A 23,338-nucleotide genomic window follows, 5' to 3' on the forward strand; every position below is an offset into this window, starting at 1 on the left:
TACAATTGCAAAAAATTTCTGGGGACGGGTATGCGAACTATTATAGAAAACATCAAAAACGAAGTAAAGAAGGTTGTAGTTGGGCAAGAGGGGATGATCGATGGGCTGCTTATAGGCCTCATGTGTGATGGGCATATCCTGCTTGAGGGTGTGCCAGGACTTGCAAAGACAACTACCGTCAATGCCCTTGCAAAGACACTTGGACTCCAATTTAAGCGGGTGCAGTTTACTCCAGATCTTTTGCCAAGTGATATTATAGGAACTGAGATTTATGATCCAGCAAAGAACGAGTTCAAGATAAAAAGAGGTCCGGTATTTACAAATCTCTTGCTAGCTGATGAGATAAACAGAGCTCCAGCAAAGGTACAGTCAGCACTGCTGGAAGTAATGCAAGAGCGTCAAGTAACAATTGGGGATGAGACATTTATGATAGATAGACCATTTTTGGTTATGGCTACGCAAAACCCTGTAGAGCAAGAGGGTGCTTATAATCTGCCTGAAGCGCAGCTCGATCGCTTTATGATGAAGCTTGTAGTTGGATATAACACTAAAGAAGAAGAGCTTGAAATTGCAAGACGTGTTGCCAATAATGCATTTGGTAAAATTGAGATGGTAGCTACAAAAGAGGATCTTGAAAAACTCAAGAATGAGGTAGTGCAAGTACATATTGATCCAGAGGTAGAAGAGTATATCATTGATTTAGTTTTTGCTACAAGAGAGCCGCAAAACTATGGGCTTGGTGAGCTCAAAAAATATATCGATTTTGGTGCGAGTCCAAGAGCAAGTATCGATATGTTTAAAGCGAGCAAAGCCTTAGCCTATATGCGGGGTAAGGAGTATGTCACACCCCTAGAGATTGCCTATGTTGTCAAAGATGTTTTGCGTCATAGAATAATTCTCAGTTATGAAGCAGAAGCAGAGGATATCAAGGCAGATTTCATCATAGATAAGATCTTAGAGGCAGTGCCTATTCCATGACAGAAAAGCGTATCAAAAAGCTTCTTATCAAAACTAAAAGGCAGGTCTTTAGTGAGATTCCTGGCAACAACCCTTCTCTTTTTAAAGGTGAAGGGTTCGATTTTGTAGAGCTCAGGGAGTATCAGCCAGGAGATGATGTCAAGAAGATCGATTGGCTCATTACTGCAAAGCTGCAAAAGCCATTTGTGAAACTCTACCGCGAAGAGCGTGAGCTCAATGTGGTAGTAGCAGTGATGCTCAACGGGAGTATGTTTTTTGGTACAAAGCGTTTCAAGCAAGAGGTTGCTGCCGAGGTGGCATCACTGCTTGGGTTTGCGGCAATTAAAAATCAGGATAATTTTAGCTATCTGCTCTTTGCAGACAAAGAGTATGGTTCAATCAGGCCTACTAAAAATATGCAAGCAGTCTGGCAGATGGCTAAGCAGATAGTAAGATTTCAGCCTCTTGGAAAAGTTGCCAATTTTGCAGCTTTGAGTGCGAGACTTTTCAAGATTCGTCGCAAATCTATCATCTTTATTATTAGTGATTTTTTGGAGCCTTTTGATCTCAAAGTGCTGGCAAAAAAACATGAGGTTGTGGCAATTGTCGTGCGTGATCGTTTTGAAGAAAAACCAGAGTCTATCGGCTTTATGCACCTCATTGATCCTGAGACAAAAAAGAGTATGATGGTTGATTTTGAAGGGTTGACCATCAAAAACTATGTCAAAGAGATTAAAAAACTCGATCACAAGATGTATACACACTTCAAAAAGAGTGGTATTCGCTTTACAAAAATCTATACAGACGAAGAGCCATTTATAAAACTTTTGAAACTTTTTGGACAGCGGTAATGGAAAAGTTGCGTGATATCAAAGGGCTTGTGGAGATACCTGATTACAGTTTTTTTCTCTATATTTTTTTCATTGTGGTGGTCACAACTCTTGCAGCTGTTTTGGTCTATCTTGTTATCAAAGCTATAGGATCGAGAAAAAAGAGTAAGCGTGAAGAGGTTTTGCAAAAGCTGCGCAGTCTCAACCTTGATAACCCTAAAGAGGTTGCCTATGCGATCACGCGTTATGGGAGATACATCGTCAATGATAGTGCAAGGGCAAAAATGTATGAAGAGCTCGTGCGACGTCTTACTCCATATAAATACAAAAAAGAGGTGCCAAAACTTGATAGCGAGACGAAGAAGATGATCAATCTCTTTTTGCGAGTGCATGATGAGTGATTTTGCATTTGAGAGACCATTGATTCTGTGGCTTTTGGTCGTAGCTGTATATTGTCTTGTAAAATGCAGGGCAAGAGAGAGCGCACTCATTTTCCCACATCTTTCTATTGTCAAAAAGGCTGCAAACAAGAAGAGTTTTTTGCCGGAATTTCTTAAGGCTGTTGCTATTTTTGGGACTATTCTTGCACTTGCAGGACCTGTAGCTATAGATAGAACCCATGAGTATCACAAGAAGGGGTATGCTATCGTTTTGGCTCTTGATGCGAGCGGCTCGATGAAAGAGCAAGGATTCGATCCCAAAAATCCATTTTTAAGCAAATTTGATGTAGTCAAAGATCTTGTCAAAGAGTTTATTCAACAGAGGAAAAACGATAATATCGGGCTTGTTGTTTTTGGCTCGGTAGCTACTATTGCTTCACCGCTCACCTATAATAAAGAGGTGTTAGCAAAACTTATAGACTATCTTGATATCGGTATAGCTGGACAAAAGACAGCTATCAACGATGCAGTGGTGCAAAGTATAAATATGCTTGCAAAAGCCAAAGCAAAATCGAAGATTTTGATCCTTCTCACTGATGGGATTGATACAGCAAGTCATATTCCGCCAGATGTGATTACAAGAATGGCAAAGAAATATCATGTGAAGATCTACACTATTGGAATCGGGAGAAAAAGAGATATCGATGAGCCCTATTTAAAGTGGATCGCACAGCAAAGTGGAGGAAGATACTTCTTTGCAAAAGATGCTAGGGTTTTGAAAAAGGTGTATGAATATATCAATAGACTTGAAAAGAGCGAGATACGTGGCAAAGAGTTTGTTAAAAAAGATGAGCTCTATCCTTACGTGCTCTTTGTAGCAATTTTGGCACTTCTTGGTTATATCTATATTTATGGCAAAAGAGGTTTTTGATGCATTTTGTCAATTTTGAATTTTTTCCATTGATGCTGTTGCCTTCACTCATACTACTCTATTTGGTACTGACAAATAAAAGCCTCATAGAGCGGGTTTTCAATGATGAAATATTGGCAAAACTGCGTATCGATCAGGGACTATCGAAGAAAGTACGCCTCTCACTCCTCTTTAGTGCGCTGTTTATGATGATTGTTGCTATGGCAAGGCCGGTATACCAAAAAGGAGTAGTAGAGGTAGAGAGTCTTCAGGGTAATCTTGTAGTCGCCTTGGATATCTCTCGCTCAATGCGGGCAAAGGATATCTATCCAGATCGCATACACTTTGCAAAAAAAAAGATAGAGGATCTGCTGGGGCGATTAGAAAACATTGCTGTTGGAGTTGAGACTTTTGGGAATGGTGCTTATATCCTTACGCCTCCAACAGCTGATAAAGAGGCGCTGCTTTATCTACTTGATAAATTAAATATCGATAATCTCATAGCGCAGGGGACTGACTTTTTGGCTGCACTTTCAAGTGCAAATATGTTACTAAAAGATTATAAAGAAAAGAATGTACTTTTAGTAACTGATGGAGGGGATAAGAGCGAATTTAGCAAAGAGATTGCATATGCAAAAGCGCATCATCTGCGCGTATACGTACTAGGGGTTGGTACTGCAAAGGGTGCGCCGATTCCAGATGGTGCAGGAGGTTATGTACAGTATGCTGGCAAAATAGTAATAACCAAGCGAAATGATGCTATAGCAGCTCTTGCACATGCTACAGGTGGGAAGTATGTAGTTGCTCGCCTAGATAACAAAGATATCGATGAGCTGCTACAGCTTTTAAAAGAGGTGCAAAAGACAAAAAAGAGCCAGAAAATAGTTGATCAAGTGGAGTTTTATCCTTACTTTGTTGCCTTGGCACTGCTTTTTTTGGCTCTGAGTTTTTTCGATATTCCTGGCAAAGGTGTGGTCTTTGTATTGCCTCTTGTGTTGAATGTGCATCTGCATGCGGGTTTGAGTGACTTTAAGGTGATCAAAGAGGCAAAAGATGCCTATAAGCGTGGTAATTACAAAGAGGCTGCAAGGCTATTAGGGCAGATTGCCAAAGAAAAAGGCTCACCCCAGAGCTATTATGACTATGCAAATGCTCTTTACAAAAACAAAGAATACAAAAGAGCGATAGAGAATTATAACAGGGTGCAAACAGAAAACAAGGAGCTAGAATTCAAAAAACTCTACAATCTTGGCAATAGCTACTTTATGCTCCAAAATTATCAAAAAGCGATCGAGATGTACCAAAAGGCTCTTGCAATCAAGGATGATGAGGATGCAAGATATAATCTCGAATTAGCAAAAAAAATGCTCAAAAAGAAGCAGCAACAAAGTAATAAGCAAAAGCAAAATCAACAAAAACAGCAAAAGCAGCAACACAATCAAAATAATCAGCAAAAAAATCAACAGCAAAAGCAAAAGGAAGAGGAACAAAAGCAGCAAAAGCAAGAAACGCAACAACTAAAAAGTGGCCAAAAGAATCAACCAATTACAAACAGAGAAGAGAAAAAGTGGCTTAGACAACTTAAACGTGAGCAAAACAGTGCTCTACTTTATAAAATCCCTGACAATCTCATAAAAAAAGAGGAAAAGAATGAGAATCCTTGGTAGTTTGATACTTTTAAGTCTTTGGCTTTTCGCAGGGCTCAAAGTCTACTTGCAGCAAAACCCTATTTATCTTGGAGAGCCTGCAAAGCTTGTGATTGAGGCGACAGGAGATGAGATAGAGCTTCCACAACTTGACAAAATCGGTCCCTATCCAGTCACTGCAACTGCAAAGTCGGAGAGTGTGGTTAATATAGATGGAAATTTGAGTGTGAAAAAGAGTGAGATTCTCACATTCTATCCCAATAAGAACATGACAATACCTCCAATTACTGTAAAAATTGACGGCGAGGAGGTACAATCTGAGCCCATCGAGCTTATTGTTAAAAAAGGTTCAAGTGATCAAAATGTAGTCTTTACATTGCAAGTAGACAAAAAAAATGTATATGTAGGCGAGCCCCTCATCGCTGATCTTATGCTTAAAATCAAGCGCAATATCAATATCGTCGACTACTCTTTTGTGATGCCAAAATTGGAAAATTTCTGGGTTAAACAGCTTAAAAGTTCACATAACTATCTTGAAGAGCATGGAGCATATCTCATCAAACATCTCAAGCTCCTCCTCATTCCACAAAAGAGCGGTGATCTCGTAATTTCTCCAGCCATTTTCAAATATGCTGTACCAAACCATACAGTGGATACCTTTGGTTTTTCGATTACAGCACCTGTGTGGAAGAGTGTCTTTTCAAATGAGGTGAGACTCCACGTAAAACCTCTTCCACAAGATGTAGATCTTGTGGGTGATTTTACGATGAAAGTTACAGTTGACAAAAATAGAGTCAAAGCCAATGAGCCAGTCAATCTCAAGATTGTTATTGATGGGGAAGGAAACATCGAGAATTTTGATGGAGTAGATCTTGATATTCCTGGTGTCACCGTCTATAAAAATAAGCCAATTGTTAAAGAAAAATATACAAATGGCCATCTGCAAGCGCACTTTGAGCAGACATTCTCCCTCATTGCAAACCACAGCTTCATAATTGATGCAATCAATATTCCCTACTTTAGTCTCAAAGAGAAAAAAATCAAAATGCTTCAAAGCAAGCCAATAAAAATCGAAGTAGAGGGTGGTACAATTGAGCATACGAAGCCATCAGAGCCTCCATCACTAGAAAGCTCTCACAATATAAAGAAAAATGTGCAACAGGGGTGGAGATTTGATTGGATAAGTTTTGCAATTGGTTTGGGAGCAGGAGTATTATTAATAGTTCTTGGCTTCTTTGCAAGAGTGCTCTTATCCAAAAGAGGTCCTAAAAAGCTCTTTGGAGATAGAAAAGAATTGCTTAAAAAACTCTTACCATATGTGAGCAAAGATAAACGTGCGGCAGCTATGGCGCAGGCTCTATGGGAAGAGATAGAGAGTGGCAAAAAAAGCAGTATCAAACGCAAGGATGTAGAGAAGCTCCTAGAGGATCTCGTGTAATTTGCGGGCTTTTTCCATCCACTTTTTGAGTTCCTCCCATCGCTCCTCTTCTATAAGCGTTGAAGCGTGGCGAAGCTCCTTTTTGAAATCCTCAATAGAGGTGAGGAGATTCTCTTTGTTCTGCTTGAAAATATCGCTCCACATTGCTGGACTACTCTTTGCAAGCCTACTCATATCTCGAAATCCGCCAGCTGCAAGAATGAGAATAGATTTGGGATCTTCTTGTCCTAGCACTGCATTGGCAAGGGCGTAGCTAATCGCATGGGGGAGGTGGCTGATGTATGCTGCGTGTCTATCATGCTCCTTGGCATCCATATAGACAATATGCATACCAATAGTTACAAAGATCTTCTCAGCTCGTTTCTTGTGTAGCTCGTCATTCTCCTCGGTATTACACAACACTACAATTTTGTCTTGGTAGAGTCCTTCGATGGCAGCTTGTGGCCCAGAATATTCTGTACCCGTCATAGGATGGGCTGCGATAAAGTTTTTGCGAATCTGGCTAGGGCAGCTTTTGACGATCTTTTCTTTGGTGCTTCCAAGATCGATGACTGTTGTTTTGTGTGCAATATCCTTGAGCTCTTGGAGGGTTTTGATGATACCTTCGACGGGGATTGCAAGAAAGATCACATCGCTCTTTTTGAGCTCATCAAAATCTACAAGTTTATCGACAAGTCCAAGTTCGATAGCTTTTGCAGCATGGATCTCATTGCGATCATATCCTACAATAATATCACCTAGATTATGTCTTTTAAGATCAAGCGCAAGTGAGCCTCCCATCAAGCCTAGTCCAACAATCCCTATTTGCATCGCATCCCTTTTTTCCTTTGATTATAGCAATCAAGGCTTTTAAAGAATATTAATTTATTTAGTGGTAAACTATTGCAAATTATTATTGCATAAGGCTTGGTTAATGAAAAAGAGATATCTCCTTCTTGCTGCTTTGACGCTTGGACTTCACGCACAAACAATTCAAAAGATTCGTTTTGAAGGACTCATGCACCTCTCTCCTACAATTGCCAAGGAGATGCTGGGTATTCACGAGGGGCAAGAGCTTGATATGCAAAAAATTGATGACGCTCTAAAAAAGTTTTATCAACAAGGCTACTTTAAAGATATCTGGGTAGAAGAGCATAATGGAGAGTTAGTCTTTCACTTTGTGGAAAAGCCTCTTATATCACAGATTGAGGTGGTGGGATATTTAGAGAATAAACAAGAGGAGCTTAGTGATATTCTTGGTATCAAAAAGGGTGATCTCTTTGATGAAGCAGCTATCCAAAAAGCAAAAGCACGCATTATTGCCTATGCTACAAAAGAGGGATATTTCGATACAGTTGTAGAGGTTGATGAGGAGAAACTCAGCAATGGGAGCGTGAAGCTTACATTTTTGGTCAATAAAGGTGAGAAGGTTATCATTGATGATTTGACCCTTTGCGGGACAAAAGCATTTGACAAAGATGATATTGAAGACGTGATCGCAAACAGAGAGCGCAATCCCTATCTAGGCTGGATGTGGGGCTTTAATGATGGCAAACTCAAGCTCGATCAACTCCCCTACGATGCTGCACGTATCAAAAACCTCTACATGACTAAAGGGTATCTTGATGCAGAAGTGACAGATCCATTTTTGCGCGTAGATTTTGATATCTACAAAGCAAAACTCCTCTATCACGTAAAAGAGGGAGAGCAGTATAAAGTAGCAAAAGTTGATGTAGAGCTTCTTAAGCCTGTGGCGCAAAAACAAAATCTCCTTGAGGATATGCGACTTGAGCCAGGCGAGATATTCAATATTGAAAAGATGCGCAAAGACATGGAGAAGCTTCGCATCAAGTTCCAGGATATGGGATATGCGTATGTGCGTATTGTCCCAGATTTCAAAAAAGATCCAAAAACCCACACTGTATCGATTCGCTATATTGTCAACCCTGGTCAAAAAGTCTATATCCATGATGTGATAATCTCTGGCAATCAAAGAACGCTTGATCGTGTTATTCGCCGTGAAATTTACCTAGCCCCTGGAGATGTATATAGCTATACAGACCTCAAAGAGTCCAAAAATGCGCTAAGACGTACAGGTTTTTTCTCTGATGTAAAAATTGAAGAGCGAAGAGTTTCTCAAGATCAGATTGACCTTTTGGTCAATGTCAAAGAGATGCCAACAGGAAGCATCATGGTGGGTGGGGGCTACAGCTCCTATGAGGGATTTTTGATCAATGCTGCAATTACTGATAAAAATATTTTTGGTAGCGGAATAGATGGGAATTTCCAGGTAGACTTATCGGGTAAATCCCTTCGCTTCAATGTGGGAGTAACAAACCCGCACCTCTTTGATAGTGACTATAGCTTGGGTGTGAATCTCTATAGCACCAAATTTGAATATTACGATTATACGGAAGAGCGCAAAGGTGGATCTGTAACGCTTGGCAAAAAACTCACACGCCATTTCTATGTTTCTGGTACATATGCATATGAACGCAACGAGCTTACAGATGTGACAGGAAATTATGATAACTTCTACTTTCCAGAGGGAACGTATACAAAAAGCTCCTTTATTCCTGCTGTAAGGTTTGATAATACTGATGATTACTATGTTCCTCGCCATGGGCTTGCAGCTTCAGCCTCCTTGGAATATGCAGGAATTGGTGGTGATGAGAAGTTTGTCAAAACTTACCTTAAAGGCGCATACTACTATGGTTTTGAAGATCTTATCGATTATGATCTGATTTTGCGCATCAAAGCTAGAGTAGGGTATGTCTATGATAAGGGATATCTGCCTGTTTTTGAAAAATTCTATCTGGGGGGTATGTCAACATTGCGGGGCTACCAAACAGCCTCACTCTCACCAAAAGACTCTCAAGACCGTCTCGTTGGTGGAAAGAAGATGTTCTCCTCTTCATTAGAAGCAAGCATTCCTTTTATAAAAAATTCTAATATGCGTCTGACATTTTTCCTTGATTACGGTGGAATAGGAGAGGATAAATTCACAGAAATCACACGTATGGGCACAGGTATAGCACTAGAGTGGATATCACCAATGGGGCCATTGCAACTCGTCTTTGCAAGGCCTATCAATGATGAAAAAGGCGATAGGACTTCTAGCTTTGAGTTTAGTGTAGGGCAGCGATTCTAATCAAAAAGAATCGCAAATGCAGCAGGTTTTTGGAGATTTTTGATCTCCTCTTTGGCAAGATAAAGAGGCTCAGTGGTATGAATGTGGAGCTTTTTATCTGCAAAGCTCACTGCAATATTAGGACATGTGAGATCTTTGTTAAGGGTCTCAGCGAGAGAGAGGATAAAGCTTAACCAATTGAGGATGTTTTCGTGAGGCAGTAACTCTCTAAACGTTTTCACAAATCCCTCATTGGGAAGCTTTCTTTTATGAAAGCGCACAAGGGCTGCGATTGTGACGATCTCTTTGTGCGTAAGATTGTATTGTAGGTCATTGAGAACAATGTAGCTGCTGTGTTTATGGTGCTCATAAAACTCGACTTTGATCCCGATATTGAGAAGTTTTGCAGCTATTAAGAGTACCTTTTCATACTCTTTTCTCTCATCAAAGATTGAATATAATGCTTCATAGAGCTTTTTGCTGAGGCGATAGTGGCACTTTTGCGTCTTTTCATCGATGCAAAACCTATCAAGAAGTGACTTGACGCTTGGCTCAAAATTGTGAGGAAAGAGGTAGTTACTGTTGCGCAACAGATCTTTCAAAAAGACTCCCTCGCGTACCCCAGCACCACTTGTTATGACATCTTTAGCACCTACTGTTTTGAGAACTTCTCGAAAGATGAGAGTGCCCTCTTTGATTGTATCGTAGCGGTCTTTCTTGATATGAAACTTTTTGAGCTTTAAGACTGGTGCGCTAATGAGCTTATCGATAAATTTCTTCTCATCACTTATACTGAACGCAAAGCCATGCACTTTGTCAAGAGGATATTTGTTCTTTGCCATGATAGCTTTGGAGAGGGCGCGAATAGTTCCACCAATCCCTACGGCAGTCTTGGATGTAAAATGTGGAGGAATTTTTGCAAGTTCATTGTGGATGAAAGCTAGTGCCTGTTTAATTGGTGCATCGTTATCAAAAAAGAGCTCTTTGAGTCTTACTGTCCCCAAATCCAAAGATACAGTATCTATTACTCTTCGTTTTTGGATGAGGGCTAGTTCAGTTGAACCTCCGCCTATATCGATAGTCACGCCATCTTCTATAGGCAAGAGATTGGATGCGGCAATTGCGCCAAGGAGTGCTTCAGTTTTGCCATCAATCACTTTGATATTAAGGCCAAGCTCTTTTTTGATACGGTGCAAGAATTCATGTTTATTAGGAGCATCTCTTACAGCTGAGGTAGCTACGCAGAGGATTTTTCTTGTATTATAGTGGTGGGCAATATGTAAAAACTCTCGTAAGGCATTGAAGGCGCGCTCCATTGCATGACTTTGGAGATTGCCTCCATTTTCATATGCCCCTTCGCTTATGCGCACGCGACTTTTAGTCTCATTGAGCAGGTAGAAACCATATCGACTGGTTCTTTCTAAAATTATCATTCTTGCTGAGTTAGAACCGATGTCGATTATGGCTGTGCGTTTTGCCATTAATCTTCTTCGTTGGCTATTTGTTCATATTTGAATTTAAGCTCTGCAATTGTCTCTACATTGTCAGGATCTGGCACTATGCAGTCAACTGGACATACTGCGATACAAGCAGGCTCATCGTAAAATCCGATACATTCAGTGCATCTATCTGGATCGATGATATAGATAGGATCCCCCTCTTCAATTGCTTGTGTTGGACACTCTTCTCTACAAGCGTCACAAGCGATACAATCTTCAGTTATCATCAAAGACATCGAATCCCCCTCAAATTTGTTTTAGCAAGATTTATATCTCAATAAAGCTTAAAAAAACTTTAACTAGCAAAGAGGGCAGACAAGTTGATTAGGGATAAACAGAGTCGCAATAGCACCCTTTTTATCTTTGCGATTTTTTATTGAAATCGTCACTCCCATTGCATCTGCTGCACTTTTGGCTAAGAATAGTCCAAGTCCTACGCCTCCTTGTTTTCCTTCACGTTTAAATGGAGCAAAGAGGTCGCTCTTTTCATTGATACCTGGACCCTCATCCAAAACCTCTATCTTGATCCCGTTGGTTATGGGGTAGCTGCGCAGTAAGATTTTGCCTTGTGGTGGGGTAAATTTGATAGCATTTTGCACAAAGTTTTGGATGATATGATTAAGAAGTGTGGGCTGGATAACAGTAATGTAGTGAGATGGATGAAAATCGGTAATGATATCTTTGTTTTCATGTCTCGCAAGAAGCTTATAGTTTTTACTCTTTTCTTTGAGATACTCAATGAGGTCAATCTTCACGGGTGGCTCAAACTGATCTCCCTCTTGGCGACCAATTTTGAGAATATTTTCTATCATCTTGTTCATCTCATTAATCGTTTTGATATTGAGCTTGATCGTTTCTATGTATTCCTCAGGAGAGCGCTTTTTAATAAGTGTTACTTCATTTTTGAGTTTCATAACCGCGAGGGGAGTTTTGAGCTCATGTGCAATACCGATGAAAAGCTCTTTTTGGTATTTGACAAATGTCTGGATACGGTTTATGAGCATATTGAGCGATTTTCCAAGAGGCTGGAACTCTTCAGGAAGATCTTTAACTTTAATGGGTTTAAGCATATTCTCATTCATGGATGAGAGCTTTTTGGTGATTTTGCTTATATATTTCGTAATATATGAGGAGATAAAAACTGCATAGATAATGATAAATCCAAAAGCGATAATGTTTGTGATAATGATGGTTTTATAGAGTTTGCTCAAAATTTTATAGATAGGAGTGATATCCTTTTTGACCTCAAGATAGGTCTGCTCTTTGAAATCGTAGGGATAAAAGAGAACAAGGTAGTGGTGCTTATCTTTTGCATACTCTGTAAACGTAGCCTCTTGAATGAAGAGGGGTTTTTTGATAACTTGCACACTTATATTGAGGGTTTTTTGCAAATAAAAGCTATCGATCCTTTCACCAACATGGTGATTGGTAGCGGTGGTTGCTATGAATGCAGCTTGTTTTAGGAGCTGATTTTGTATCTCTTCATAGAGTGATTGTTTGATAAGTCCATAGAGGAGTGTAGAAAAGAGTACGATCAAGATAGCCGAAGCTATCGTGAGTCGTACAAGGAGTTTAGATTTTAGGCTTTGGAAGAGTAGCAAAATCTATAGCCTTTACGGCGTACTGTCTCAATAGTTTGGATACCGAGAGGCTTATCGAGTTTTTGTCTGATTTGGTTGATTGCAACTTCGATAACGTTTGGAGTCACAAGCTCAGGCTCTTCCCAAATGGCATCAAGAAGTTGCTCTTTTGAAACGATTTGATCTTTGTGGCGTGCTAGATGTGTGAGTACTTCAAAAGGTTTACCTTTGAGTTCTATCTCTTTGCCTTTGTATGTGATTTTTTCCTCTTCTGGATTGATAACAAGATCATCAATTTCGATCACACTGCTTGTACCTACTCTAAAGCGTGCGCCAATACGTGCTATGAGAACATCAAAATCGAAAGGTTTTTTAATATAGTCATCTGCTCCTGCATTGAGTGCTTTAATCTCACTCTCTTTATCATCACGAGCACTAAGAACAATTATGACAGTTTTTGGACTACGATCTTTTGCTTGCGGGATGAGTTCGAGGCCACTGTTGTCAGGAAGCATCCAGTCAAGTAAAATAAGATCGTAATTTCTAATTCCCAGATAGTATTGCGCGTCGTTGAAATTTTCAGCTATATCGCTTTGGTAACCGTGTTCTTTGAGTCCTTCAGCAAGCGTACTGCTAAGAGTGACTTCATCTTCGACTATGAGAACTCTCATATGACTGCCCTTTATTTAAATTTAAGAATCGCCAAAATTATAGCACAATTTTAGCTTCATTTAAACAAATTTTTAGATTTTTTTAAACAAATATTTATGAAAAGTTAAGGTTACATGTGATGGAAGGGCGTACATTAGGGAGTATTTGCGGTTTTACAAATGTGAGCGAAAGGGATAATATTTGTGGAAATTTTTTATGTAAAAGTGTGGCAGTTGAAGTAAGAGCTTCCTCAACAAGCTCAAATTTTTGCATTTTTATATGATCTTGGACAATTTTTGCAACATTTGCATAGTCGATGAAACTATTTTGATTGTATTCATACTCTATTTCAATATCGATGACCACCTTTTGAGGTACTTCTCTCTCGTGAGGCAAAATTCCAATAATTGCGTAAAAAGTGAGCTCTTGAAGCCTTAGAGTACATCTCATAGAGCTACGCTCTTCTCCTCTCCACGGATGAGGCGGTAGATATTTGGTAGATGTTTATAAAAAATTATAAAAGCCAGTAGCAACAGTGGAGCGTGAGACTTGACATAGGGGAGTTCAGGATGGATGATAAAGCTAGCGATAATTACTGCCATAAGCCCACTCAAAGATGCTAACGAGGAGATCTTGGTAGTTTTTCCAACTATAAACCACACAACAAAGCCTATCAATGTTTCAATAGGTAGCAGTACCAAAAGCACTCCCATACCGGTAGCTACCCCTTTGCCTCCTTCAAAGCGCAAGAAAATACTATAGCAGTGTCCCAAAACTGTCATAATACCTACCATCCACCATACAGCTGGCGGAAATCCAGCAAATTTGGCGATGAGCACGAGTATCGCACCTTTGAGCGCATCAAATACAACTGTCACGATTGCAAGTCTTTTGGCGAGTTTCGGATCTTTTTCTTTCACTACACGTAAAACATTTGTAGCACCTATACTTTTTGAGCCGTACTCTTTGATATTGACTTTAGCAAAAATCTTTGCAAGGATATAGCCGAAGGGGATACCACCAACAAGATAGGCAAAAATATAAAAGAGTACGTTTGGGTTTGTGAAAAAATCCATTATCATCCTTGAAAAAGTTGTGCTATATTTTAGCTAAAATAACATAATCATTGGCTGAGAAGGAGAGATGTTGAATATAGAGCAGTTACAGCAAAAAATTAAAGAGCTCAAAGAGCAACTCAATGTCACTATAGTTGCACACTATTACCAAAAAGATGAGGTATTTGATATAGCAGATCTCACTGGAGATAGCTTAGAGCTTGCCAAAAAAGCCAAAGAGAGTGAGAGTGAATGGATACTCTTTTGTGGTGTAGGGTTTATGGGACAGAGTGTGAAAGTACTTGCACCCCATAAGCGTGTGGCTATGCCTAAAATTGCATGCTGCGCTATGGCACGCATGATTGATAGTAGTTACTTTGATGCTTCAGTCAAAGCTATGGAAGATGCTGGGATCCCAAGAGAGGATATTTTGCCTATAACATATATAAATAGCGGCGCTGATGTCAAAGCTAAGGTTGGCAAAATGGGTGGAGCAGTCTGTACAAGTAGCAGTGCGGTTAAAATTATCGAAAAGGCGATGCAAAGTGGCAAAAAAATACTCTTTGTGCCAGATAGATGCCTGGGGCAAAATGTAGCACGTATGATGGGGCTCAAAAGTGTAGTGATTGGAATAGATGAACCTAAGAAAATCAAAGAGGCTGATATTATCTGCTACAACGGTTTTTGTTCAGTTCATCAGCTCTTTACTCTCAAAGATGTGGAGTTTTTCCGTAAGCGCTATCCAGGTATCAAGATTGCTGTACATCCAGAGTGTGATCCAAGTGTTTGTGAAGCAGCCGATTTTGTAGGATCAACGAGCCAAATCATAAAATACGTACAATCACTTGATCCAGAGCAAAAAGTAGCTGTAGGTACGGAATACAATCTTGTGCATAGGCTTCGCGATAAAAATACATATGTCCTCTCTTCTACAAAGCCAGAGTGCCCAACAATGAATGAGACAACATTGGAAGATGTGTACAATACTCTACAAGAAATACAAAAGGGAAATCCTATCAATGAAATCCATGTAGATAGGGATACAGTCAAGTGGGCAAAAATCGCTCTTGATAGAATGTTTGAATATGTGGAGGCGAAATAGTGGATGCACTCGCTTTTGCCAAAGAGGTATTGGCAGAAGATTTAGGGAGAGGAGATCTCTTTGCTCTTGTTGCCAAGCCGATGCAAGCCGCTGCAAAAATAGTAGCCAAATCCCATGGAGTATTGGCTGGAGTTGTCTATGCTGATGCAATTGCCGCAGTGCAAAAGCTTGATATTGTGTGGCAAAAGAGTGATGGAGAGGAGTTTAGTGTAGGTGAAGAGATTGCTCGCATCTATGGTGATGCAGTTGCAATGCTGCAGGCTGAAAGAGCCCTGCTCAATACTATCTTGCACGCCTCTTCTATTGCGACAAACGCAAGAGAGTTTGTCAAAGCCGCAGGTGATCGCATCAAGGTTTTGGATACGAGAAAGACGCGTCCACTCTTGCGTGTATTTGAGAAGTATGCAGCACGCGTTGGAGGAGTGGTCAATCATAGAATGGGGCTAGATGACTGTTTGATGCTCAAAGACACCCACCTAGCGACAATTGAAGATCTCAAAGCTTTCATCCAAGAAGCGCGTAAAAAGATTCCATTTACTGCAAAGATCGAAATTGAGTGCGAAACTTTAGAGATGGCGCAAAAAGCCATGGAAGCCGGGGCCGATATTGTGATGTGTGACAATATGGATATGCAGACTATTCAAGAAGTAGTGAAGCTACGCAATGAGAAGTTTTCGCATGTACTTTTGGAAGCGAGTGGGAATATTACAAATGAGACAATTGCCAAATATGCTGCAATTGGTGTCGATGCAGTGAGTAGTGGAAGCATTGTCCACCAAGCTACATGGCCGGATCTTTCGATGAAGATGGAAATTGCATGAAGCAGGCTTGGGAAGTAATAAAGCAAGCAAAAAAGATAGCTCTCCTAACCCATCTTAACCCAGATGCTGATACTCTTGGCAGTGCACTTGGATTTTGGCATTATCTCAAAAAAGATAAAAAGTGTGATGTTTTCAATCTCTCACAACTTCCCTATAACCTTGACTTTCTTCCTGGAATCAAAAAAGTAAAGTGTTATGAACCAAAGGGATATGATCTTTGGATCAGTTTTGATTGTGGGAGTTTTGATAGATTGGGTCTTTCATCAAAAGATGCACTGCTTATCAATATCGATCATCACAAAAGCAATACTATGTATGGAGATTTTAATATTATAGACCCTCATGCAGCTGCCACTTCTCAGGTTGCATACAACTTTTTGCGCTCACAGGGTGCATCAATAGATAACAACACAGCACTTTGCTTCTATACAGCACTTGTAGATGATACAGGATTTTTCAAATATGACAGTGTAGATGCTGAGGTTTTTGCATTTGCCAAAGAGTTGGTCGAGGCAGGAGCTAGTCCTGAGTATGTGGCAAATATGCTGACTATGCGTGAGCCTCTTGCGAAATTAAGACTTATACCTTTAGTGCTTAATACCCTTGAACTCGTTCTTAATGCACAGGTGGCAATTATCTATCTAACCCAGCAGATGCTAGCACAAACTGGAGCAACCAAAGAGATGGCAGACGATGCGCTTACTATGGCAAGGAGCCTGGCCACTGTTGAGGTTGCAATGCTTTTGCGCGAAGAAGAGGATGGGCGTATTAAAGTGTCGCTACGATCCAAAAACTATGTGGATGTGAGCCTCATAGCTGCTGCTTTTGGAGGAGGTGGACACAAGAGAGCTGCCGGATTTACTTCTCATTTACATGAGTTTGATACAGTAAAAGCCATGCTTTTAGAAAAGATCAAAGGAGAGTTGCTTGCGAAGAAAGAGTAAAAAGGGGATATATCTTTTTGTAATAATTTTATTAGCTATTGGTGCAGGAGTATACGCTCTTTATACATCACAAAGTTTTGAAAGAGAGAGCCCCAAGATTGCTGCACCTGGGAAAATCTACTGGAATTTGAAAAAACCTCTTACAATTACTATCACAGATAATAGCGGTATCAAAGAGTATCAAGCAGTTTTACACAGTGGCAGCCAGAGTGTGACTCTTGAGAAGCAGATGCTCAGCAATCCACAAAAAAAGGTGATGCTGCAGCTCAAGCCTCCTTCAACATTTGAGCCGCAAAGTAGGAGTGCTTCAATCGAGATAAGTGCAGTAGATAAGAGCTTATGGAAATTTAGTGGAAATAGAGCAAAGAAAACTATCCAAATAGTCATCGATACCAAAAAACCAAATCTCTCACTCGTAGACAACTCCTACTCTATTACTAAAGGCGGAAGTGCTTTAGTAGTTTTTTATTGCAAAGATCCAAATCTCGATCAAGTCTATATCGCAACAAATTTTGGCAAAAAGTTTTATGCAGAGCCTTTCTATAAAGATGGATACTACATAGCTCTCATTGCCTGGCCAGTTATGCAAGAGAGTTTTCGAGCCGATATCATCGCTTTTGACAAAGCTGGCAACAAAGCTCGCTCACATGTGCCTCTCTATCTCAAAAATCGCAGATATAAAACGAGCAAGATTAATCTTAAAAAGAGTTTTTTGGAAGGAAAAGTAGAAGACTTAGCAGTAGACTTTCCAAAAACACGGAATATGTCGCCGATAGAGAAGTTTAAATATGTCAATGAAACAGTGCGCCAGATGAATGAAAAACTGATCCATACTCTCACAGCAGCGGTTCCAAAAGAGAGAATCAATGGCTTTACTCTTAGGCCATTTTATCCACTCAAAAATGCCGCTCCTGTTGCAAGCTTCGGGACTCATCGCTACTATTACTATAATGGTAAATTAGTAAGCGAATCCTATCATCTAGGACTTGACCTTGCAAGTGTACGTCGCGCTCCTATTAAAGCAAGCAACAGAGGCGATGTGGTGTTTGCAGACTATAACGGAATTTATGGAAATATGCCTATAATATCACATGGTCTAGGTCTTTATACTCTCTATGGACATTGTTCGACTGTTTTAGTCAAAAAAGGCGAAAGTGTAGCAAGAGGTGAGACTATCGCAAAAACAGGCAATACAGGTCTAGCCCTTGGTGACCACCTCCATTTTGGTATTTTGGTACAAGGAGTTGAGGTACGCCCTGAAGAGTGGATGGATGCTCGCTGGATCAAAGCCAATATCACAGATGTGATCAAAGAGGCAAAAAAGATTATAGACCAAGAGTAAAATGTGCTACAATTAAGCAAAGGAATGTGATGAAGCAACGAACTATAAAAAAGCCTGTAGAGATTGTAGGTATCGGCTTGCATAAGGGTGTGCCAGTACGTATGCGTCTTGAACCTGCACAAGAAAACAGTGGCATTACCTTCTATAGAAAAGATAAAAAGAGATATATTAAGCTCTCCCCTGCAAATGTTGTAGATACCAAAATGGCTACCGTTATTGGCAACAAAGATGCTCTCATCTCCACAATTGAGCACCTTATGAGCGCGGTGTATAGCTATGGAATTGATAATTTGTTGATTATTTTAGATAATGATGAAGTGCCTATCATGGATGGCAGTGCAATAAGTTACTGCATGCTTTTGGATGAAGCTGGCATTGCTGAGCAGAAAGCCTTGAAAAAAGTGATGAAGATCACAGCTCCTGTAGAGATTCGGGAGGGAAACAAATATGTCAAGTTAGAGCCTAGCGAAAGCTTTACTCTGGACTTTACCATAGACTTTTCACATCCAGTAATTGGCAAGGAGCATATGGTTTTTGATTTTAGTACTAAAGAGTACATTAAAGAGATTGCCAAAGCAAGAACCTTTGGATTTTTGCACGAGGTACAGTATTTGCGCAGTATTGGTTTAGCTCTTGGTGGAAGTTTGGAAAATGCGATAGTTTTAGATGACAAAAAGGTGCTCAACAGTGAAGGACTGCGCTATAGCGATGAGTTCGTCCGTCATAAAATTTTAGATGCTATCGGGGATCTTTCACTTCTTGGTATGCCTCTCATGGGGCGCTATGAAGCATTCGCAGGAAGCCACAAACTCAACCACCAGCTCACTCTGGCACTTCTTGAGAGTAAAAGCTATAAAATAATTGAAGCCAAAGAGAATACTCCACAAGGAATAGCTATTGGTGCAGCCTACGCCACTGCCTGAAGTTGATGTAGCGGTAGTGGCACTTTCCTCACCTTTGCAGGTAGGAGTTTACCACAATGACAAGCTTGTAGAGGTCATCGAATCAGACCAAAAGAGTAGTGAAGCTCTTGCTCCAATTTTTAAAAAAATCATGCAAAATTACAAAATAAAGCGTATCTTTTTTCCTCGAGGTCCAGGTAGCTTCATGGCTATCAAACTTGTCTACATCTTTTTAAAGACTCTCCAGATTACGACAGGAGTCGAACTTTATGGGTGTAATGCTTTCGCATTTAATAACAACAGACCTATCAAAGCCGTAGGAAATCTCTATTTTGTCAAAGAAAATGGTAAAATTGTCACCAAAAAAATGGATAAAGCACAAGAGGGTAGTTTTGAGCTTCCAAAAAATTTATCAGATTTAGAGTGCTCTAAGCATGAAATTGAACCCCTCTATGTTTTACCAGCTTTAAAGGTGTGATTTGGAGATTAGGGTTCCAGCTACAAGTGCAAATATGGGTCCAGGTTTTGATACACTTGGTGTCGCCTTGGCCCTCTATAACAAAGTCCATATTAAACGAAGCAAATTTTTTAGTATCTCAATTAAAGGTGAAGGAGCTAATAATGCTAGGCTCAAAGGTAATAACCTCTTCGTCTCTATTTTTAATGAAAACTATAGAAAGCTTGTAGATATTAAAAAGCGTGAGAAGTTTCGCTTCACATTCTACAATGAAATACCTCTTTCACGAGGACTTGGAAGCAGCTCGGCGGTAATTGTCAGTGCAATTGCAGCTGCATATGCAATGGCTGGTGTAGTGATAAGCAAAGAGAAGCTTCTCAATCTAGCCCTCACATATGAGCACCATCCAGATAATATTACACCGGCAGTCTTTGGTGGTTTCAATGTTGCAGTTATAGAAAATAAGAAGGTAATTTCACTCAAAAAAGAGATTCCAGCGACTCTTAAAGCAGTTGTTGTTATACCAAACAAGCCAATATCAACTTCTCACTCACGCACAAAGCTCCCAAGAAAGCTCTCCATACCAGATGCAGTCTTTAATATTTCACATAGTTCACTCCTCACTGCAGCAATATTTAGTGAGCAGTGGGATGTGCTGCGCGTAGCAGCAAAAGATCGCATCCACCAAGATATGCGAATGCGTGCCATGCCTGAGCTCTTTGAAGTACAAAAGACTGCTTTACAAAATGGTGCATTGATGAGTACACTCTCTGGGAGCGGGTCAACTTTTTTCAATATGACATATGCAGAGGATGCCAATCGTCTTGCTAAAATCTTGCAAGTAAAATTTCCAAAATTTAGTATAAAAATTTTGGATTTTGACAATAATGGTATAGATATTCAAGATTAATCTATTTTCTTGCTTTTTTTGCTATAATTAGACCCAATGTCAAAGCCAGTGAGAATGTGTATACATTGTAAGAATAGATTTTATCAAAACGAGCTCTACAGGCTGCAGTGCAAAGAGAAGCGAATCTATGCATTTAGCGGTTTTGGTAGAAGCTTTTATCTGTGTAAATCGTGCATAGATGATACAAAACTTCCAAAAAGCCTCGCTCGCATCTGTAAAGTAGATCCCACTACGGCTTTGAAAATGTTAAAGGAGATAGTTGAGAATGGATAAAGTGCGCATCCATGAAATAGCAAGTGAGCTAGGGCTCAAAAGTAAAGATGTTTTAGAAAAGGCCAAAGAGTTAGGGCTCAAAGTCAAAGCTCCTTCTAGTGGTGTTAGTTTTGAAGAGGCTGAGAAATTGGCTGAGTATATTATGAGTGGAGCTTCAGTACAAGCGCAAGAACAGCCAGCAAAAAATGAGGTCAAAAAGACTCAACCAGAAGAGCAGCCAGAAGAAAAGATGGAAGAGAAGCCTCAAGAAGTAGCCAAAGAAGCACCACAAGAACACAAAAGTGAGCAAAAGGAAAAAGAAGCAAAAGAGATAAAAGAGTCTTTGGCCCCAGCTTCATTGAAGAAGCGTCGCGGTCTTGTGATAGTCAAGAAGAAAAAGCCAAAACCAGAGCCAACTCAAGAGCCTCAAGCTCCAAAAGAACAATCGCAAGAGAGCCAGCAAGAGGGCGGTTTGGAGCTTAAGAGAAAAGTGAAGAAAAACAAAAAAGCTCCTGCTCCAGCTAAGAAGCAAGAGGGTAAAAAGATCGAGATTTTAGAAGATAGAAACCTCAGTGATGTGAGCTTGGAGATAGAAGAGGATGTAGTAGTTTTACCAGATTTTAGTGAAGAGTTGCAAAAGGTTGAAGAGGAAGAGAAAAAGCCGCAACCGCAAAAGCAGCAAAAACAGGTAAAAGTAGCAAGAAAGAGCTTCAATATTGAGCAAACTGGTATAAGTAGAAGCAAGAAGAAGAAAAAGCGTAAAAAAGAGAGCAAAGCGAGTGAAGAGGTAAAAGTTGTTGAGATTCCTGAAGAGGTAAGAGTCTATGAATTTGCTGAAAAAGCTGGCAAAAGCGTAGCAGAAGTAATCAAGGTGCTCTTTAACCTTGGCATGATGGCTACAAAAAATGACTTTTTGGATAAAGAGACAATCGAAATCCTAGCTGAAGAGTTTGGCCTTGAAGTAAAAGTCAAAGATGTACTTGAAGAGCTTGATTATGTAAGTGCGTATGATGCAGTAGAGGATGACTACCTCGAAGAGCGCCCACCTGTTATTACCATCATGGGGCATGTTGACCACGGAAAAACATCACTCCTTGATCATATACGCAACTCTCGCGTAGCAGAAAAAGAGGCTGGCGGTATTACGCAGCACATCGGTGCGTATATGGTAGATAATAATGGTAAAAAGATCACATTCATCGATACTCCTGGTCACGAAGCTTTTACAGAAATGCGTGCACGTGGTGCACAAGTTACTGATATAGCGATTGTTGTTGTGGCTGCAGATGATGGAGTCAAACCACAAACTGTCGAAGCAGTCAACCACGCAAAAACAGCAGATGTACCTATCATCGTTGCAGTCAATAAAATAGACAAACCTGATGCGAATCCAGATCTTGTCAAATCACAAATGGCAGAGCTTGGCATCACGCCAAGCGAGTGGGGTGGTGAGTATGAGTTTGTTAATGTGAGTGCCAAGACGGGAGAGGGGGTTGATGATCTTCTTGATACCATATTGCTTCAGGCTGAACTTATGGAGCTCAAAGCAAATCCAAAACGTGAAGCTAAAGCAGTCGTTATAGAGAGCTCGCTTGAAAAAGGGCGTGGACCTGTAGCGACAGTGATTGTGCGCAATGGTACACTCAAAGTGGGTGATCATGTGGTCTGCGGTGTTGCGTATGGACGTGTTAGAGCAATTATCGATGATCTTGGTAAGATGATTAAAGAGCGCAAACCGAGTGAGCCTGGTGTAGTTGTAGGACTTGATAAAGTTCCACCAGCCGGCGAAATCATGATCGCTGTGCAAGATGCAGAGACAGCGAGAAAATATGCTGAGAGGCGAGCAGAATATGAGCGACAAAAAGAGCTCAGCAAATCGACGAAAGTTACGTTGGAAGAGCTCAGCCAGCTTGTCAAAGAGGGGCAACTCAAAAAACTCCCAGTCATTATCAAAGCCGATACACAAGGAAGCCTTGAAGCAATCAAGGGAAGCCTTGAAAAACTCAAAAATGAAGAGGTCAAGGTCGATATCATCCATGCTGGAGTTGGAGCAATCAGTGAGAGTGATGTCACACTTGCAGATGCGAGTGATAACGCCGTGATTTTGGGCTTTAACGTGCGTCCAACTGGAAGCGTAAAAGAAAAAGCAAAGCAGCTGGGTGTCAATATCAAGACCTACTCCATCATCTATGACTTGATTGATGATGTCAAAGCGCTCCTTAGCGGAATGCTTAGTCCTATCATCAAAGAAGAGACAATCGGTCAAGCAGAAGTGCGTGAGACCTTCAATGTACCAAAAATTGGTACAGTTGCTGGATGTATTGTTACTGATGGTGTGATCGAGCGCAATGCAAAAGCTCGCGTTATTCGTGATGGAGTAGTGATCTATGATAGTACTATTAGCTCACTCAAGCGTTTCAAAGAGGATGTGAGAGAGGTGAGCAAAGGGTATGAGTGTGGTCTCATGATAGAAAACTTCAACGATATCAAAGTGGGAGATGTAATAGAGGCTTACAAAGAGATTGAAGAGGCAGCTACGCTGTAAGGATGCTC

23 protein-coding genes are annotated in these 23,338 nt (G+C 40.4%); 16 read left to right on the forward strand and 7 right to left on the reverse strand.

Going from position 1 to position 23,338, the window contains the following annotated elements:
* The first annotated feature begins 30 nt into the window (after positions 1 to 30).
* Genes JG734_RS02295 through JG734_RS02320 form a run of 6 tightly spaced genes read left to right on the forward strand, consistent with a single transcriptional unit; the run spans position 31 to position 6,161 of the window.
* Positions 31 to 978 carry a MoxR family ATPase gene (locus JG734_RS02295; protein ID WP_201333420.1) on the forward strand — a complete coding sequence of 316 codons (948 nt, stop codon included), beginning with the start codon at positions 31 to 33 and terminating at the stop codon, positions 976 to 978.
* Positions 975 to 1,808 carry a DUF58 domain-containing protein gene (locus JG734_RS02300; protein WP_201333421.1) on the forward strand — a complete coding sequence of 278 codons (834 nt, stop codon included), beginning with the start codon at positions 975 to 977 and terminating at the stop codon, positions 1,806 to 1,808. Before JG734_RS02295 ends, JG734_RS02300 begins: the two co-directional genes overlap by 4 nt.
* Positions 1,808 to 2,188: a hypothetical protein gene (locus JG734_RS02305; RefSeq protein WP_201333422.1), complete on the forward strand. Its 381-nt coding sequence runs from the start codon at positions 1,808 to 1,810 to the stop codon at positions 2,186 to 2,188. The genes JG734_RS02300 and JG734_RS02305 overlap by 1 nt, the downstream gene beginning before the upstream one ends.
* On the forward strand, positions 2,178 to 3,098 hold the full coding sequence (locus tag JG734_RS02310) for a VWA domain-containing protein (protein ID WP_201333423.1): 921 nt from the start codon (positions 2,178 to 2,180) through the stop codon (positions 3,096 to 3,098). Before JG734_RS02305 ends, JG734_RS02310 begins: the two co-directional genes overlap by 11 nt.
* Positions 3,098 to 4,744, forward strand: a complete 1,647-nt coding sequence (locus JG734_RS02315; RefSeq protein WP_201333424.1) for a VWA domain-containing protein — start codon at positions 3,098 to 3,100, stop codon at positions 4,742 to 4,744. The genes JG734_RS02310 and JG734_RS02315 overlap by 1 nt, the downstream gene beginning before the upstream one ends.
* Positions 4,728 to 6,161 carry a BatD family protein gene (locus JG734_RS02320; protein ID WP_201333425.1) on the forward strand — a complete coding sequence of 478 codons (1,434 nt, stop codon included), beginning with the start codon at positions 4,728 to 4,730 and terminating at the stop codon, positions 6,159 to 6,161. Before JG734_RS02315 ends, JG734_RS02320 begins: the two co-directional genes overlap by 17 nt.
* Here the strand turns inward: JG734_RS02320 and JG734_RS02325 are convergent.
* Positions 6,144 to 6,971 carry a prephenate dehydrogenase gene (locus JG734_RS02325; RefSeq protein ID WP_201333426.1) on the reverse strand — a complete coding sequence of 276 codons (828 nt, stop codon included), beginning with the start codon at positions 6,969 to 6,971 and terminating at the stop codon, positions 6,144 to 6,146. The two genes, JG734_RS02320 and JG734_RS02325, sit on opposite strands and share 18 nt — an antisense overlap.
* 103 nt (positions 6,972 to 7,074) lie before the next feature.
* Between JG734_RS02325 and bamA the strand changes: the two genes are divergently transcribed.
* Complete coding sequence (gene bamA / locus JG734_RS02330) at positions 7,075 to 9,291, forward strand: outer membrane protein assembly factor BamA (protein ID WP_201333427.1); 2,217 nt, start codon at positions 7,075 to 7,077, stop codon at positions 9,289 to 9,291.
* Here the strand turns inward: bamA and JG734_RS02335 are convergent.
* From JG734_RS02335 to plsY, 6 genes are all read right to left on the reverse strand, one after another.
* The gene (locus JG734_RS02335; RefSeq protein WP_201333428.1) at positions 9,288 to 10,751 is read right to left on the reverse strand and encodes a Ppx/GppA phosphatase family protein; all 1,464 of its coding nucleotides are present in this window, start codon (positions 10,749 to 10,751) and stop codon (positions 9,288 to 9,290) included. The two genes, bamA and JG734_RS02335, sit on opposite strands and share 4 nt — an antisense overlap.
* Positions 10,751 to 11,005, reverse strand: a complete 255-nt coding sequence (locus tag JG734_RS02340; RefSeq protein ID WP_201333429.1) for a YfhL family 4Fe-4S dicluster ferredoxin — start codon at positions 11,003 to 11,005, stop codon at positions 10,751 to 10,753. The genes JG734_RS02335 and JG734_RS02340 overlap by 1 nt, the downstream gene beginning before the upstream one ends.
* Positions 11,006 to 11,068: 63 nt before the next feature.
* Positions 11,069 to 12,370 (reverse strand): HAMP domain-containing sensor histidine kinase, encoded by a 1,302-nt coding sequence (locus JG734_RS02345; protein ID WP_201333430.1) that lies wholly within the window; start codon positions 12,368 to 12,370, stop codon positions 11,069 to 11,071.
* Complete coding sequence (hsrA, locus tag JG734_RS02350) at positions 12,349 to 13,020, reverse strand: homeostatic response regulator transcription factor HsrA (RefSeq protein WP_201333431.1); 672 nt, start codon at positions 13,018 to 13,020, stop codon at positions 12,349 to 12,351. The genes JG734_RS02345 and hsrA overlap by 22 nt, the downstream gene beginning before the upstream one ends.
* Before the next feature lie 94 nt (positions 13,021 to 13,114).
* Positions 13,115 to 13,450: a dihydroneopterin aldolase gene (locus tag JG734_RS02355; RefSeq protein ID WP_201333432.1), complete on the reverse strand. Its 336-nt coding sequence runs from the start codon at positions 13,448 to 13,450 to the stop codon at positions 13,115 to 13,117.
* On the reverse strand, positions 13,447 to 14,076 hold the full coding sequence (gene plsY / locus JG734_RS02360) for a glycerol-3-phosphate 1-O-acyltransferase PlsY (RefSeq protein ID WP_201333433.1): 630 nt from the start codon (positions 14,074 to 14,076) through the stop codon (positions 13,447 to 13,449). The genes JG734_RS02355 and plsY overlap by 4 nt, the downstream gene beginning before the upstream one ends.
* A 70-nt stretch (positions 14,077 to 14,146) precedes the next feature.
* Here plsY and nadA point away from each other — a divergent pair, with 70 nt between their 5' ends.
* The 9 genes from nadA to infB are packed head-to-tail and all read left to right on the forward strand — an operon-like array spanning position 14,147 to position 23,330.
* Positions 14,147 to 15,157, forward strand: a complete 1,011-nt coding sequence (nadA, locus tag JG734_RS02365; protein ID WP_236587008.1) for a quinolinate synthase NadA — start codon at positions 14,147 to 14,149, stop codon at positions 15,155 to 15,157.
* Positions 15,157 to 15,978, forward strand: a complete 822-nt coding sequence (gene nadC, locus JG734_RS02370) for a carboxylating nicotinate-nucleotide diphosphorylase (protein WP_236587009.1) — start codon at positions 15,157 to 15,159, stop codon at positions 15,976 to 15,978. The genes nadA and nadC overlap by 1 nt, the downstream gene beginning before the upstream one ends.
* Complete coding sequence (locus JG734_RS02375) at positions 15,975 to 16,922, forward strand: bifunctional oligoribonuclease/PAP phosphatase NrnA (RefSeq protein ID WP_201333435.1); 948 nt, start codon at positions 15,975 to 15,977, stop codon at positions 16,920 to 16,922. Before nadC ends, JG734_RS02375 begins: the two co-directional genes overlap by 4 nt.
* Positions 16,906 to 18,264: a M23 family metallopeptidase gene (locus tag JG734_RS02380; RefSeq protein ID WP_201333436.1), complete on the forward strand. Its 1,359-nt coding sequence runs from the start codon at positions 16,906 to 16,908 to the stop codon at positions 18,262 to 18,264. The genes JG734_RS02375 and JG734_RS02380 overlap by 17 nt, the downstream gene beginning before the upstream one ends.
* A gap of 29 nt (positions 18,265 to 18,293) precedes the next feature.
* Positions 18,294 to 19,187 (forward strand): UDP-3-O-acyl-N-acetylglucosamine deacetylase, encoded by an 894-nt coding sequence (lpxC, locus tag JG734_RS02385; protein WP_201333437.1) that lies wholly within the window; start codon positions 18,294 to 18,296, stop codon positions 19,185 to 19,187.
* The gene (locus JG734_RS02390; protein ID WP_236587010.1) at positions 19,165 to 19,644 is read left to right on the forward strand and encodes a hypothetical protein; all 480 of its coding nucleotides are present in this window, start codon (positions 19,165 to 19,167) and stop codon (positions 19,642 to 19,644) included. The genes lpxC and JG734_RS02390 overlap by 23 nt, the downstream gene beginning before the upstream one ends.
* A 1-nt stretch (position 19,645) precedes the next feature.
* Positions 19,646 to 20,533 carry a homoserine kinase gene (gene thrB / locus JG734_RS02395; protein WP_201333439.1) on the forward strand — a complete coding sequence of 296 codons (888 nt, stop codon included), beginning with the start codon at positions 19,646 to 19,648 and terminating at the stop codon, positions 20,531 to 20,533.
* A gap of 54 nt (positions 20,534 to 20,587) precedes the next feature.
* Positions 20,588 to 20,806, forward strand: coding sequence for a DUF448 domain-containing protein (locus JG734_RS02400; protein WP_236587011.1), 219 nt, complete (start codon positions 20,588 to 20,590; stop codon positions 20,804 to 20,806).
* Positions 20,799 to 23,330 carry a translation initiation factor IF-2 gene (gene infB, locus JG734_RS02405; protein WP_201333903.1) on the forward strand — a complete coding sequence of 844 codons (2,532 nt, stop codon included), beginning with the start codon at positions 20,799 to 20,801 and terminating at the stop codon, positions 23,328 to 23,330. The genes JG734_RS02400 and infB overlap by 8 nt, the downstream gene beginning before the upstream one ends.
* Positions 23,331 to 23,338 lie beyond the last annotated feature (8 nt).

Source organism: Nitratiruptor sp. YY09-18, from assembly GCF_016593235.1.
GTDB lineage: Bacteria > Campylobacterota > Campylobacteria > Campylobacterales > Nitratiruptoraceae > Nitratiruptor.